Source organism: Rhizobium sp. BK251, assembly GCF_004345245.1.
Classification (GTDB): Bacteria; Pseudomonadota; Alphaproteobacteria; order Rhizobiales; family Rhizobiaceae; genus Rhizobium.
Genome location: NZ_SLUQ01000003.1, coordinates 287,907 through 302,908 on the forward strand (window position 1 = coordinate 287,907; position 15,002 = coordinate 302,908).

The following is a 15,002-nucleotide window of genomic DNA, read 5'->3' on the forward strand; positions in this document are numbered from 1 at the left end:
AGAATCTCTAGGACTGACCCGAATTCGGGGCCGACGGAGGGGTGTTCATGTGCGGTATCGTAGGTATTGTCGGAAACAAGCCCGTTGCAGGCCGGCTGGTCGACGCGCTCAAGCGTCTTGAGTATCGCGGCTATGATTCGGCTGGCGTAGCGACGATCTATGACGGGCGGCTGGAACGGCGGCGTGCCGAGGGGAAGCTCTTCAACCTCGAGAAGCGGCTCGACGCCGAGCCTCTTTCCGGAGCGACCGGTATCGCGCACACACGCTGGGCGACGCATGGCGTGCCCAACGAGGCCAATGCCCATCCGCATTTCGTCGATGGCGTCGCCGTCGTCCATAACGGCATCATTGAAAACTTCTCCGAGTTGCGTGACGAGCTTGTTGCCGACGGCGCGGTCTTCAATTCGCAGACCGACACCGAGGTCATCGCGCATCTCGTGGCGCGCCATCTGCGCGAAGGCCTCGATCCCGCCGAAGCCATGCTCAAGATGCTGAACCGCGTGACCGGCGCCTATGCGATGGCAGTCATGTTCCGTGACGACCCCGGCACCATCATCGCCGCGCGGTCCGGCCCGCCGCTTGCCGTCGGGTTCGGCAAGGGCGAGACCTTCCTCGGCTCCGATGCGATCGCGCTGGCGCCGTTTACGAATGAAATCACCTACCTCGTCGACGGCGACTGCGCGCTGATCACGCGGGAGGGCGCTACGATCGTCGATTTCTCGGGCAACCGGGTGGATCGGCCCCGGCAGCTCTCGCAGGCGACGGCCTTCATGGTCGACAAGGGCAATCACAGGCACTTCATGGAGAAGGAAATCTATGAGCAGCCGGAGGTCATCTCCCACGCGCTTAGCCAGTATGTCGATTTTGCCACCGATCGGGTCAACGGCATGGCGTCGCAGATCGACTTCGCATCGGTCTCCAGCCTTGCGATCTCCGCCTGCGGCACCGCCTATCTTGCGGGGCTGATCGGCAAATACTGGTTCGAGCGCTATGCGCGGCTCCCTGTCGAGATCGACGTGGCTTCCGAATTCCGCTACCGCGAAATGCCGCTCTCGCCATCGCAGGCAGCGCTTTTCATCTCGCAGTCAGGCGAGACTGCCGATACGCTCGCCTCGCTGCGCTACTGCCGCGAACAGGGACTGAAGATTGGCGCCGTCGTGAATGTCAGGGAATCGACGATAGCCCGCGAGTCGGACGCCGTGTATCCGATCATGGCCGGTCCCGAAATCGGGGTCGCATCCACCAAGGCCTTTACCTGCCAGCTCGCAGTGCTTGCCGCACTCGCGATCGGGGCAGGGCGTGCCCGCGACATGGTGAGCGTCGAGGAGGAGAAGGCGCTGGTGCGCCACCTCGCCGAGATGCCGCGGGTGATGAGCCAGGTACTGAACGCGGTCCAGCCGCAGATGGAAAGTCTTTCCCGCGAGCTCTCCAAGTGCAAGGACGTGCTCTACCTCGGGCGCGGTACGAGTTTCCCGCTGGCGATGGAAGGCGCGCTCAAGCTTAAGGAGATTTCCTATATCCACGCCGAAGGCTATGCGGCCGGAGAATTGAAGCATGGGCCGATCGCGCTGATCGACGAAGAGATGCCGGTCATCGTCATCGCGCCGCATGACCGGTTTTTCGAGAAGACGATCTCGAACATGCAGGAAGTCGCTGCGCGCGGCGGTCGCATCATCTTCATCACCGACGAGAAGGGAGCCGCGGCCTCGAAGCTGCCGACGATGGCGACGATCGCCCTGCCGCATGTCGATGAAATCATCGCGCCGATGATTTTCTCGCTGCCGATACAGCTGCTTGCCTACCACACCGCCGTCTTCATGGGCACCGACGTCGACCAGCCGCGGAACCTGGCAAAGTCCGTAACGGTCGAGTGATTGTCGTTGGTTTGCCACCGCCTGATTGGCAGTGCGTTGGCCTAGCCTGACCTTGCGAAAGGTCCGGGTTGTCTGGGCCCTTGTTTTCTGGCAACGTCAACTCTGCTGGCTCGGGGAGGCCGCAAGATCGGCCGGCCGAAGGGCTCAGTGGAGTTGACGAATAGCGATGACGGACAATCCGAACCGAATGTCCTTTGCGACGCGGATCAGGAACAATTTCCTAACGGGTCTCATCATCTGCGCCCCGCTGGCAATCACCATATGGCTGACCTGGACGTTCGTTCACTGGGCTGACAGCTGGGTCAGACCCTACATCCCTGCGCGCTACAATCCCGAGCAGTATCTGAACTTCGCGATCCCCGGATTTGGCCTGCTGATTGCGGTTGTGTTCATCACGCTCGTCGGCTTCCTCGGCAAGAACCTCATCGGCCAGAGCATCGTGCGCTTCGGGGAATCGATCGTACACCGGATGCCGCTCGTTCGGACAATCTACAAGAGCCTGAAGCAGATCTTCGAGTCGGTCCTGAAGGAGCAATCCAATTCCTTCAAGAAGGTCGGACTGATCGAGTATCCGAGCGCTGGCCTATGGTCCCTCGTCTTCATTTCCACGGATGCGAAAGGCGAGGTGGCGTCCAAGTTCAACGCCATGGGCAAGGAGATGGTGACCGTCTTCCTGCCGCCAACACCCGTACCGACGGCCGGATTCCTGATCTTCGTTCCCCGCGACAAGATCGTCATGCTCGACATGACCCCGGAAGACGCAGCAAAACTGCTGATTTCCGGCGGCCTCGTGGTGCCCGACCACAAGGAAAAAATCATCAGGAAGACGCTTGTCGGCTCGAACGTCGACTAGAGCATTTTCGTTTTTTCTCCGAATCACAGAAATGCTCTATCTCTTTGTTTTTACGCAATTCCGTACGCAAAACCGCTTCGCACTTTTGCTGGAATTGATCTAGCCTGCCCTGAGAAAGCGGATCGCTTCGTCCCGGCGAAAGAGGTAGAGGAGGGTGCGCAGGGCCACCCCGCGCTCCCCGGTCAGTTCCGGATCCCTGTCAATGACATAGGCCGCGTCCTTGCGGGCGATCTCCAGCAGGTCGGCATGGGCCTCGAGACTCGCGATGCGGAAACCCGGCGTGCCGGACTGCCGTGTACCGAGCAATTCGCCTTCGCCGCGCAGTCTCAGGTCCTCCTCGGCGATGCGGAACCCATCCTCGGTCTCGCGCATGATCGAGAGGCGCGCATGTCCAGTCTCGCTCAATGGCCCGCGATAAAGCAGGATGCAGCTCGAAGCCTCGTCGCCCCGCCCGACGCGACCGCGCAGCTGGTGCAGCTGCGCGAGCCCGAAACGCTCGGCATGTTCGATGACCATGATGGTGGCATCCGGTACATCGACGCCCACCTCTACGACGGTCGTCGCGACGAGAAGGCGCAGCTCTCCGTTCTTGAACGCCATCATGACAGCGTCCTTCTCGGGGCCGGCCATGCGGCCATGCACGAGGCCGACGCCAGGACCGAGGGCCTGTGTGAGCGTTGCGTGGCGTTCTTCCGCCGACATCAGGTCGGATTCCTCGGACTCCTCGACAAGCGGGCAGATCCAGTAGGCCTTCCGGCCCTCGGCAAGCGCGCCCTTCAGCCGCGTCACGATCTCGTCGGTCCGCTCCTGGGGAACGGTGATCGTCTGGATCGGCTTGCGGCCCGCGGGCTTCTCGGTGAGCTTGGAGACATCCATGTCCCCGAAGGCGGCGAGGACCAGGGTGCGGGGGATCGGTGTCGCGGTCATCACGAGCATATGCGGCGAGATGCCCTTGGCTGTCAGCCGCAGCCGCTGGTGGACGCCGAAGCGATGCTGCTCATCTACGACCGCGAGCATCAAGTTGGCGTAGCTGACGCTCTCCTGGAATAGTGCATGGGTGCCGATGACCAGCTGGGCTTCGCCGGATGCGATCCTCTCGAGAATCGTCTCGCGCTCGCGGCCCTTCGCGCGGCCTGTGAGCACTTCCACGGAAATACCTGCATCCGCAGCATATTTCGATATCGTTGCGTAATGCTGTCGGGCGAGGATTTCGGTTGGTGCCATCAGCACCGCCTGTCCGCCGCTTTCGATGACGGCGGCAATGGCCATCAGTGCGACGAGTGTCTTGCCGGAGCCGACATCGCCCTGCAGGAGGCGCAGCATCCGCTCCGTACCCGCCATGTCCCGGAGGATATCGGCGACCGCTTCGTTTTGGCTTCCGGTAGGCGAGAACGGCAGCGCCTCGAGAATCCTGCGGCTCACCGCGCCGGTCGGGTGGACGGGCTGGCCCGGCACCTTGCGCAGGCGTTGGCGAACCAGAGACAATGAGAGCTGGCCGGCGAGGAATTCGTCATAGGCGATGCGTCTGCGGGCCGGTGCATTCGGGTCTATGTCGCTCGCTTCTTGCGGCTCGTGGAGTGCGCGAAAGCTCTCCGTGATCGAGGAAAAGCCATGCCGCTGCAGCAGCGAGGGCTCCAGCCATTCCGGAAGCTGCGGCAGGCGGGCGAGTGCGGCCTCGATGATCTTGCGAAGCGATTTCGGCGAGAGGCCGGCGGTCATCGGATAGACCGGTTCGATCAGAGGCAGGTTCTCGCCTTCCTCAAGACGGACGATATAGTCCGGGTGAACCATGGAGGCGCGACCGTTGAACCAGTCGATCTTGCCGCTGATGGTTACCGTCTCGTCGATGGGGAGTTGCTTCTCCAGCCATTGCGCCTGCCCACGGAAGAAGACCAGCGTCAGTTCGCCGGTGTCGTCATGGAGGAACACACGGTAGGGCACGTTGCTGCGGCCGCGCGGTGGCGGCTGGTGGCGGTCGACACGCGCCGTAATGGTGACGATCGCGCCCTGTGGCGCGCGTGCTATGCCAGGCTGCTGGCTCCGGTCGATGAGAGAATGGGGCGCGTGAAACAGGAGGTCGATGACGCGGCAGTCTTCCGGACCTTCTCGCCCGAGCAGCTTGACCAGAAATTCCGCGACCTTCGGGCCGACACCTGGAAGCGTCGCGACGGAGGAGAAAAGCGGATCGAGGATGGCGGGGCGCATACGGGCAAAATGCGACGAGAGGCGGTCCGTTGGCAAGACTCGCGACCAGTGAAATCCAAGGATTTCCTGAGCGGAGTATTTGACCGCCTTCGCCGCTTTTTTCGCAAAAACCGGTTCCCACTTGTTCCGCCAATGTTTTATAGAGGCGCATCAACAGGAAGGTATCTTCGATGACAGGCATAACCCTCAGCAGTGCCGACCTCGATCCGCGCCGCAGGCGGATCTTGTTTCGCTGTTGGCATCGCGGCATTCGCGAAATGGACCTGGTCCTGGGGCAGTTCGCCGAAGCCGAGCTTGCGACCCTTTCGGAGGTCGAGCTCGACGAGCTGGAGGCCATCATGGCCGAAGAAGACAATGACCTGCTGCGCTGGGTCATGGGGACCTGGCCGCTGCCGGATCGCTTCCGCACGCCGATGTTTGAAAGGATCGTGGCCTACAAGCCTGATTTCGACCGCAAGTTCAGCGAATATTTCGGGACGCCGGAATGATCTCGGGCTTTGATGCGAAGAGGCTCGCCGCCACGGCGGAGCCGCTGACGATTGGCAACGCGCCCTCCGGCATCGAGGCCATCCTGCTCGCTGAACTCGCCCGCAACGGGCAGCCCGTGGCCTATGTCCTTTCCGACGGTCAGCGGATGGCCGACCTCGAACAGATGATCGGTTTCGTTGCGCCGGATATTCCCGTTCTGACGCTGCCTGCCTGGGACTGTCTGCCTTACGACCGCGTCTCGCCGAGCGCCGATACCTCGGCTCGCCGTCTTGCGGCGCTGGGCGGGCTGATCGCGCATCACAAGAAGCCGCATCCCGCGATCGCGCTGGTAACGGTCAATGCGATGCTGCAGAAGGTCGCCCCGCAGGAGGTGATCGAGAGCCTCGCTTTCTCGGCCCGGCCCGGCAACCAGCTGCGGATGGACGATCTAGTGGGCCGGCTAGAACGAAACGGATTCGATCGCGTCGCAACGGTCCGCGAGGTCGGTGAATATGCCGTACGTGGCGGCATTCTCGATGTCTTCGTGCCCGGCACGGAGGAGCCGGTGCGGCTCGACTTCTTCGGCGACACGCTGGAAAGCATCCGCAGCTTCGATCCGGCAAGCCAGCGGACGATCGGGCAGGTGCGCTCGCTCGATCTCAACCCCATGAGCGAAGTGACGCTGACGCCCGACACGATCAGCCGGTTCAGGAAGAACTATCTCTCGCTCTTCGGCGCGGCGACACGCGACGACGCGCTCTACGTCGCGGTTTCGGAAGGGCGCCGCTATGCAGGCATGGAGCATTGGCTGCCTCTCTTCTACGAAAAGCTGGATACCGTATTCGACTATCTGAGCGGCTTTCGCATCGTTACCGACCACACAGTGCGCGAGGCGGCGGAGGAGCGTTCGAAGCTCGTCCTCGACTACTATGAGGCACGGCGCAGCTCCGGCGAGCAACGGAAGGGGCAGATGGCCCAGGGCACACCCTACAAACCCGTCTCGCCCGGCCAGCTCTACCTCGACGGCAGCGGCTTCGGGAAGATCCTCGACGCATTGAACACCATCCGCATCTCGCCGTTCAACGAGCATGAAGGCGAAGCGCGCCGTGTCATCAATCTCGATGCAAGGCCGGGACCGCGCTGGGCGCGGCCGGCCGGCGAAGGCATCGAGGCGGAACAACGCGTCAATGTCTTCGATCTCGCGGTCAAATACGTGGCGGATCGCAGGGCGAGCGGCGGAAAGGTCCTCATCACGGCCTGGACCGAGGGTTCGCTGGACCGGCTGCTGCAGGTCCTCAACGAACACGGTCTGGAGCGCGTCAAGCCGATCGAGGCGCTGAAGGACATCGATTCCCTTGCAAGGGGCGAGGCGGCTGCGGCCGTGCTCAGCCTCGAAGCGGGTTTCGAAAGCGGCGACTTCGTCGTCATCGGCGAGCAGGACATCCTTGGCGACCGCATGGTGCGCCGCTCCAAGAGGCGCAAGCGTGCGGCTGATTTCATATCCGAAGTTGGTGGCCTCGACGAAGGCTCGATCGTGGTCCACGCCGAACATGGCATCGGCCGCTTTATCGGACTTCGGACCATCGAGGCGGCAGGCGCGCCCCATGCCTGCCTGGAACTGCAATATGCCGACGAGGCCAAGCTCTTCCTGCCAGTGGAGAATATCGAGCTGCTGTCGCGCTACGGCTCGGAGGCGAGCGATGCACAGCTTGACCGGCTCGGTGGCGGCGCCTGGCAGGCCCGCAAGGCCAAGCTCAAGAAGCGGCTGCTCGACATGGCCGACGGGCTCATCCGCATCGCGGCTGCGCGCCTGACGCGGCATGCGCCAGTCCTCACCGCGCCGGACGGGCTCTATGACGAGTTTTCCGCGCGCTTTCCCTATGACGAAACCGAGGACCAGATGACCGCCATCGAGGCCGTTCGGGAGGATCTCGGGGCCGGGCGGCCGATGGATCGCCTGGTCTGCGGCGATGTCGGCTTCGGCAAGACGGAGGTGGCGTTGCGGGCCGCGTTCGTCGCGGCGATGAATGGCGTTCAGGTCGCTGTCGTCGTGCCAACGACCCTGCTCTCCCGCCAGCATTTCAAGACCTTCTCGGAGCGTTTCCGCGGACTTCCGATCCGCATCCAGCAGGCCTCGCGGCTTGTCGGCTCCAAGGACCTCGCACTGACGAAGAAGGAGGTCGCGGACGGGAAGACCGACATCGTCGTCGGCACGCATGCGCTGCTCGGCGCGGGCATCAAGTTCGCGAATCTCGGCCTGCTTGTTATCGACGAGGAGCAGCACTTCGGGGTGAAGCACAAGGAGCGGCTGAAGGAGCTGAAGAGCGACGTGCACGTGTTGACGCTTTCGGCGACGCCGATCCCGCGGACCCTACAGCTCGCCATGACCGGCGTGCGGGAGCTCTCGCTGATCACCACGCCACCGGTCGACCGCATGGCGGTGCGGACCTTCATCTCGCCTTTCGATTCACTCGTCATCCGCGAGACGCTGATGCGCGAGCACTACCGCGGCGGCCAAAGCTTCTACGTCTGCCCGCGCCTTTCCGACCTCGCCGATATCCACGCCTTCCTGCAGTCGGACGTGCCGGAACTGAAGGTCGCGGTCGCGCACGGTCAGATGCCTGCGGGCGAGCTCGAGGACATCATGAACGCCTTCTACGAGGGCCGCTATGATGTGCTCCTGTCGACCACGATCGTGGAATCCGGTCTCGACGTACCGACTGCCAACACGTTGATCGTTCATCGCGCCGACATGTTCGGGCTTGCGCAGCTCTACCAGCTGCGCGGGCGTGTCGGCCGCTCGAAGGTCCGGGCCTTCGCGCTTTTCACCCTGCCGGTGAACAAGATGCTGACCGCGACTGCCGAGCGGCGGCTCAAGGTGCTTCAGTCCCTCGATACGCTTGGCGCCGGCTTCCAGCTCGCAAGCCACGATCTCGACATTCGCGGCGCCGGCAACCTGCTTGGCGAGGAGCAGTCCGGCCACATCAAGGAGGTCGGCTTCGAGCTTTACCAGCAGATGCTGGAAGAGGCGGTGGCCGAGGTGAAGGGCGAAGACGAGATCCATGATACCGGCTGGTCGCCGCAGATCTCGGTCGGGACGCCGGTCATGATTCCCGACAACTACGTGCCGGACCTGCACCTGCGCATGGCGCTCTACCGCCGGCTCGGCGAACTCGCCGATATCAAGGAGATTGACTCGTTCGGTGCCGAGATGATCGACCGCTTTGGTCCGCTGCCGATCGAGGTGCAGCATCTGCTGAAGATCGTCTACATCAAGCTCCTCTGCCGCATCGCTAATGTCGAGAAGCTCGATGCCGGACCCAAGGGCGTCGTGGTACAGTTTCGCAACAAGGAGTTCCCGAACCCAGCTGCACTCGTCGGCTATATCGCCAAGCAGGGGACAACGGCGAAGATTCGCCCTGATCACAGCGTGTTCCTGACACGCGATCTGCCAACGCCGGAAAAGCGGCTGCAGGGGGCAGCGGTCGTCATGACGCAGCTCGCGGAACTCGCGAAATAGGAGGGGAAAATGGCGAGCTACAAGGCAACGATCGCGTGGGAGCAGAAGGACGAGGGCTTTTCCGACAATCGCTACAGCCGCGCCCATACCTGGCGCTTCGACGGTGGAATCGAGCTGCGCGCCTCTTCTTCACCGCATGTCGTACCGCTGCCCTATTCGGTGGAGGACGCTGTTGATCCGGAGGAGGCGTTCGTCGCCTCGCTTTCGAGCTGCCACATGCTCTGGTTCCTGTCGATTGCCGCCAAGCGTGGTCATTGCATCGACAGCTATGAAGACGTTGCTGAGGGAATCCTCGCCAGGAATGCCGAAGGCAAGCTCGCGATGACGGTCGTGACGCTGCGTCCCAGCGTGGTTTTCAGTGGCGACAAGTTGCCAACCAAGACCGAGATCGGCGCCATGCACCATGAAGCGCATGACGCGTGCTTCATCGCCAATTCGGTTACCACCGACGTGCGCTGTGAACCGGTCTTCGCCTGAACCCTAGTTCAGCGAGGCGCGTGCTTCGGCCTTCAGCGCCGCGATCTCGCGCAGAGCGTTGGCCAGCACCTCAGGCGTTTGCGCGCCGCTCACGGCATACTGCTGGTCGAAGATGAAAAAGGGCACGCCGTTGACGCCCATCTGCTGCGCGGCATCTATTTCCGTGACTATCAGCTCGCGATCGGCATCGGATGCGAGCAGCGACGTAGTAACGGCACGATCGAGGCCGGCGGCCTCGGCAATGTCGAGGAGGACGGCGTGGTCGCCGACATTGCGCCCTTCCTCGAAATTGGCCCTGAACAGCGCGGCGACGACGCGGTCCTGCTTCTCACGGCTCTCGGTCATCGCCCAATGGATAAGGCGGTGCGCATCCATCGTATTCGGACCGATCTTGATCGCCTCGAAATCAAAGTTGATGCCGACTTCGCGGCCGAGATCGCTAAGCATCTTGTGCCCCTGGGCAACACGTTCAGCGCCGCCCAGCTTCTGCTCCAACGCCTTCTTCTGATCGACGCCTTCCGGCGGATAGTCGGGATTGAGCCTATAGGGCCGCCAGTTGATGTCGACGCCGATTTCGTCCTGCACGGCGGCGATGGCTAGTTCGAGCCGCGCCTTGCCAAGGTAGCACCAGGGGCAGACCACATCCGAGACGACGTCGATCGTTATGCGTTCCATGGGCTCTCCTTCAAGGTTGCGGCAATGGCTGCCATCTAGGCCGTTGCCGGCGGGAGTGCAACCAGGCAGAAAAAGGGAACCACCTTATTGAGCGCTGGCATCCCACCAGGTTGGCAGCTGATATCCGTAGAGGGGCACGCTATCAGGATGGCCGATCCGCTTGTTGCGGGCAATCCATTGCTGGTCGGTATGATAGAGCGGCAGGACATAATGGCCGGAAAGAAGCATCCGGTCATGCGACCGTACCGCCGCGGTGAAATCCTCTGCCGAGCGCGCCGCCAGTATATGATCGATCAGCGTATCGACGTCCGGATCGGCGACGCCGGCGAAGTTCGAACTCCCTTCGCGGTCGCGCGATGCGGACGACCAGAACGAGAGCTGCTCGCTGCCCGGAGACAACGAAGACGGGTAAGACTTGATGATAACGTCGTAGTCGAAGCTATTGGTACGGCTTTGATATTGCGAATCGTCGACAGTGCGTATCGAGGCGGATATTCCGAGCGTCTGCAGCGAGCGCTGGTAGACCACCGCGAGCTTTTCCTGATCCGTGTTCTGGGTCATGATCTCGAATGCGAGGTGCTTGCCAGTGGCATCGACCATTTTCCCGCCTTGGATCGAATAGCCGGCTTCCTTCAGCAGCTGAACCGCCTGGCGCAGCACGTTGCGGTCTCGGCCGGAGCCGTCCGTGACCGGAAGCTTGTAGGTCCCGTTCAGGATGTCGGGCTGGATGCGCTGCTTGATCGGGCCGAGGAGCGTCAACTCCCGCTCGTCCGCGGGGACCCCGAAACTGGAAAGATCGGAATTCTGCCAGAAGCTTTCCGTGCGCTTGTAGGCATTGGAGAACAGATTCTTGTTCGCCCACTCGAAGTCGAAAACCAGGGAGAGCCCTTCGCGAAGCTTAGCGTCCTCGAACATCGGCCGGCGCGTATTGAAGACGAAGCCCAGCATCCCGCTCGGCAGCTTCGGCTTGAACGTGTCCTTCACGATCGTGCCGGATGCGATCGCCGGAAAATTATAGGCCGTCGCCCAATGCCCTGGGCTGCCGTCCGGATATACATCGACATCGCCCTTCTTGAAGGCCTCGAAGAGTGTCGTATCCTGCAGGAAATACTGGACGGTAAGCTGGTCGTAGTTGTCGAAGCCCACCTTGGCGGGAATGTCCTTGCCCCAGTAGTTTGGGTCCCGCTCGTAAGTGATGCTCTCTCCCGGCTTGACCGACTTTACCTTGTAGGGGCCGGAGCCCATTGGCGGCGTGAGCGAGGTGCGGTCGAAGGTTTCCGGATCAATGGCATGTTTCGGCAGGACCGGCGCGAGCGCAAAGATCAGCGGCGTCTCCCTGTCAGCCTTGTCGTTGAAGGTGAATCGTACGCCGTGCTCGCCGATCTTTTCCATCTTCGACACCACGCTGAGGCGGCTGGCGAAGGGAACGCGCCCCTTGTCGCGCAGGAGTTCGAAGCTGAACATCACGTCTTCGGGCGTAACGGGCTGGCCGTCCTGCCATTTCGCCTTCGGATTGATGTTGAACTGGATGAAGGTGCGATCGTCGTCCCACTCCACGCTCTCGGCGAGCAGGCCGTACATGGTGAAGGGCTCGTCCCTCGAGCGCTGCATCAGGGATTCGTAGACGAGATTGCCGAACTCCGGGTCCCACATGCCGCGCGCGGTCGTGCGCATGCTCTTGAGGATGAAGGGATTGAGGTTGTCGAAGGTGCCGACCACTCCATAGGTGATCTTTCCGCCTTTTTTCACGTCCGGATTGACATAGCTGAAATGCGTGTAGTCCGGCGGCAGCGCGGGGTCCCCGTGCATGGCAATGCCGTGAAGCGGCTGGGCGATCGCGGCGCTGGCGACAAGCGCGAAGACAAAGGGAAGAGCGATCCGGAGCACGACGGAAATCCTTTCCGGCAAAAGGGCTTGATTCGCAAAAAGCTTATCATGGGGACCGTCGAATCCAACAATTGCTCATGATTTCTTGGCGATGACCGCGAAAAAGCCAAAGAAGTGCTGGATATCGTTTGCAACGCGATGTAACAGGTGGTCGGAAGACATCGGGTCACGCATTTGCCTTAATTTTCCGTGAGGTGGAGGCCAATCGACCGTTTGAAAAGGGGCAGCAGGTCGTTGCCCCGGGCGACTTTCAGGAGACGGATCTCGTTATGATGTTCAAGTCAGACAAGAAAATACGGACAGCTCTGTCCGCACTGGCCGTGGTGATCGGCGCTGCGTCGGCTCCGGCCGTTACGTTTGCACAGGATGCCGCTGCGGCTCCGACCGACAGTGCACAGCCGGCTGCGCCGGCCGCGCCTCGTCTGGGTTGGTACAAGACCTGCAGCAAGCAGGAAGACAGCGACATCTGCGTCGTTCAGAACCTCGTTGTCGCCAATGGCGGACAGCTCGTTACCGCCGTCGGCCTGATCACGGTCGAGGGCAAGGTGAACCGCAAGCTTCTGCAGGTTTCCGTACCCACGGCGCGTCTCATCGCACCGGGCATCGGCATGCAGATCGATGGCGGCAAGCCCCAGAAGATCGACTACGCGATCTGCCTGCCGGACAAGTGCACGGCTGAAATCCCGCTGACGGACGCAATGGTCGCGAGCCTGAAGAAGGGCAGCGAAGTCATCTTCACCTCGATCAACTTCCGCCGCGCTCCGAACCCGATCAAGGTCTCGCTCGAAGGCTTCACGGGCGCCTTTGATGGCGCTCCGGTTTCCGAATCGAAGCTCGCCGAGACGCAGCGCAGCCTCCAGGAAGGCATGCAGAAGAAGGCCGAGGAAGCACGCAAGAAGCTTGAGGACGCCCAGAAGGCCGCCAAGGCTCAGTAAAAACTCCGCCTTTAGCAATGACGAAGCCCGGCCCTCGTGCCGGGCTTTTTGTTTGATAGTGCGGCTGCTCGTTGCGCGCCCGCCTAAACAAAAGATCCCGCGCGAGGCGGGATCCCTGGAAACTTCAATGTTGGATCGCGCTTAGTGGGCGAAGCTCATCTTGGGTCTGAACTGGCCGGACGGGGCGCGATCGAAAATCTGGTCCACTTGCGGATTGCGCAGCGGCTCACCACTTTCATCGGTTATGAGGTTCTGCTCGGAGACGTAGGCAACGTATTCGCTCTCGTCGTTTTCAGCGAGCAGGTGATAGAAGGGCTGGTCCTTGCTCGGGCGGACCTCGGCAGGGATGGAGTTCCACCACTCCTCGGTATTGGCAAATTCCGGGTCCACGTCAAAGACCACGCCGCGGAACGGGAAGACCCTATGTCGGACGACCTCGCCAATACTGAACTTTGCATTACGCTGTTTCATGGTACGACTTCCTTTCTCACCAGATTTGGTGATTGGAGCCGGGCTTATCAAGGCTTTCTGGCCCCATTGTTCATGAAACCGTCACATTAGCCTTGCCACCAACTGGCTCCGATTCGGACCCCGGAACCCCCCTTTTGCGAAAAAGCCCCGGCGAACCGGGGCTTTTCTTTTCATTATGCCGAGTAGTACATGTCGAATTCGACCGGATGCGGGGTCATTTCGAAGCGCATGACTTCCGCCATCTTGATCTCGATGAAGGCATCGATCTGGTCGTCGTCGAAGACGCCACCGGCCGTGAGGAACTTGCGATCCTTGTCGAGGCTTTCCAGCGCTTCGCGCAGCGAGCCGCAAACCGTCGGGATCTTCTTCAGTTCCTTCGGCGGCAGATCGTAGAGATCCTTGTCCATCGCCTTGCCGGGATGGATCTTGTTCTTGATACCATCGAGGCCGGCCATCAGCATGGCAGCGAACGCGAGGTACGGGTTTGCCGTCGGATCAGGGAAGCGGACTTCGACGCGCTTTGCCTTCGGGTTCGAGCCGAACGGAATGCGGCAGGAAGCCGAGCGATTACGTGCCGAATAGGCAAGCAGAACCGGTGCTTCATAGCCCGGGACAAGACGCTTGTAGGAGTTCGTCGACGGGTTGGTGAAGGCGTTGATCGCCTTTGCGTGCTTGATGATACCGCCGATATAGTAGAGGCAGCTTTCGGAAAGGCCTGCATATTCGTCGCCGGCGAAGGTCGGCTTGCCACCCTTCCAGATCGACTGGTGTACGTGCATGCCCGAGCCGTTGTCGCCGAAGATCGGCTTCGGCATGAAGGTGGCCGTCTTGCCGTAAGCATTGGCGACCTGGTGGACGACATACTTGTAGAGCTGCATCTTGTCGGCGTTGCGCACGAGCGTGTCGAACTTGATGCCGAGCTCATGCTGAGCGGCAGCAACTTCGTGGTGATGCTTTTCGACGGTGACGCCCATCTCCGACAGGACGGTCAGCATTTCCGAACGCATGTCCTGCACGGAATCGATCGGAGGAACCGGGAAGTAGCCGCCCTTGACGCGCGGGCGATGGCCGAGGTTGCCCGTCTCGTAGTCCGTGTCGTCGTTGGACGGCAGTTCGGACGAATCGAGCTTGAAACCAGTGTTATAGGGGTCAGCCTTGTACTTCACGTCGTCGAAGACGAAGAATTCGGCTTCCGGGCCGACGAAAACGGTGTCGCCGATGCCTGAGGCCTTCAGGTAGGCTTCGGCCTTCTTGGCGGTGCCACGCGGGTCGCGGTTGTAGGCTTCGCCCGAAACCGGATCAAGAATGTCGCAGAGGATGACCATCGTCGACTGGGCGAAGAAGGGGTCCATGTGAACGGTGTCCGGATCGGGCATCAGCACCATGTCGGACTCGTTGATGGCCTTCCAGCCCACAATCGAGGAGCCGTCGAACATGACGCCATCGGCGAACATGTCTTCGTCAACGCAACCAACATCCATCGTGACGTGCTGCAGCTTGCCCTTGGGGTCCGTAAAGCGCAGGTCGACGAACTTGACCTCGTTGTCCTTGATTTGCTTCAAAATTTCGTTAGCGGTCGTCATAATGCTTCCCTTGACTTGGATGACGATTTCGAATTTCGCCGGAGCGGCGAGGCG

Annotated in this window: 11 protein-coding genes; 6 read left to right on the forward strand and 5 right to left on the reverse strand. The window is 61.4% G+C overall.

The genetic code is table 11. From position 1 onward, the window contains the following. Positions 1-47 precede the first annotated feature (47 nt). Both glmS and EV286_RS08470 read left to right on the forward strand, forming a co-directional pair. A complete protein-coding gene (gene glmS / locus EV286_RS08465) occupies positions 48-1,874 on the forward strand; it encodes a glutamine--fructose-6-phosphate transaminase (isomerizing) (RefSeq protein ID WP_132956587.1) in 1,827 nt (608 codons plus the stop codon). Between the two features lie 166 nt (positions 1,875-2,040). Next, a complete protein-coding gene (locus EV286_RS08470) occupies positions 2,041-2,727 on the forward strand; it encodes a DUF502 domain-containing protein (RefSeq protein WP_132956588.1) in 687 nt (228 codons plus the stop codon). 99 nt (positions 2,728-2,826) lie between these two features. On the opposite strand, the gene recG is transcribed toward EV286_RS08470, so the two are convergent. Beyond that, a complete protein-coding gene (gene recG / locus EV286_RS08475; protein ID WP_132956885.1) occupies positions 2,827-4,932 on the reverse strand; it encodes an ATP-dependent DNA helicase RecG in 2,106 nt (701 codons plus the stop codon). 170 nt (positions 4,933-5,102) lie between these two features. Here recG and EV286_RS08480 point away from each other — a divergent pair, with 170 nt between their 5' ends. From EV286_RS08480 to EV286_RS08490, 3 genes are read left to right on the forward strand one after another with little or no spacing between them, the layout of a single operon-like run. Further along, the gene (locus EV286_RS08480) at positions 5,103-5,420 is read left to right on the forward strand and encodes a succinate dehydrogenase assembly factor 2 (RefSeq protein WP_132956589.1); all 318 of its coding nucleotides are present in this window, start codon (positions 5,103-5,105) and stop codon (positions 5,418-5,420) included. After that, positions 5,417-8,920, forward strand: a complete 3,504-nt coding sequence (gene mfd, locus EV286_RS08485) for a transcription-repair coupling factor (RefSeq protein WP_132956590.1) — start codon at positions 5,417-5,419, stop codon at positions 8,918-8,920. The genes EV286_RS08480 and mfd overlap by 4 nt, the downstream gene beginning before the upstream one ends. Before the next feature lie 9 nt (positions 8,921-8,929). Beyond that, the gene (locus EV286_RS08490; protein ID WP_132956591.1) at positions 8,930-9,397 is read left to right on the forward strand and encodes an OsmC family protein; all 468 of its coding nucleotides are present in this window, start codon (positions 8,930-8,932) and stop codon (positions 9,395-9,397) included. 3 nt (positions 9,398-9,400) lie between these two features. On the opposite strand, the gene EV286_RS08495 is transcribed toward EV286_RS08490, so the two are convergent. Both EV286_RS08495 and EV286_RS08500 read right to left on the reverse strand, forming a co-directional pair. Then, positions 9,401-10,072, reverse strand: coding sequence for a DsbA family oxidoreductase (locus tag EV286_RS08495; RefSeq protein WP_132956592.1), 672 nt, complete (start codon positions 10,070-10,072; stop codon positions 9,401-9,403). An 84-nt stretch (positions 10,073-10,156) separates the two neighbouring features. Next, positions 10,157-11,959, reverse strand: coding sequence for an extracellular solute-binding protein (locus EV286_RS08500; protein ID WP_132956593.1), 1,803 nt, complete (start codon positions 11,957-11,959; stop codon positions 10,157-10,159). 269 nt (positions 11,960-12,228) lie between these two features. Between EV286_RS08500 and EV286_RS08505 the strand changes: the two genes are divergently transcribed. Next, a complete protein-coding gene (locus EV286_RS08505) occupies positions 12,229-12,894 on the forward strand; it encodes an invasion associated locus B family protein (RefSeq protein WP_132956594.1) in 666 nt (221 codons plus the stop codon). A 141-nt stretch (positions 12,895-13,035) separates the two neighbouring features. Here the strand turns inward: EV286_RS08505 and hspQ are convergent, their stop codons facing one another. Together hspQ and glnA are read right to left on the reverse strand one after the other, a co-directional pair. Further along, a complete protein-coding gene (hspQ, locus tag EV286_RS08510; RefSeq protein ID WP_132956595.1) occupies positions 13,036-13,365 on the reverse strand; it encodes a heat shock protein HspQ in 330 nt (109 codons plus the stop codon). 173 nt (positions 13,366-13,538) lie between these two features. Further along, positions 13,539-14,948: a type I glutamate--ammonia ligase gene (gene glnA, locus EV286_RS08515; protein ID WP_132956596.1), complete on the reverse strand. Its 1,410-nt coding sequence runs from the start codon at positions 14,946-14,948 to the stop codon at positions 13,539-13,541. Positions 14,949-15,002: the final 54 nt, after the last annotated feature.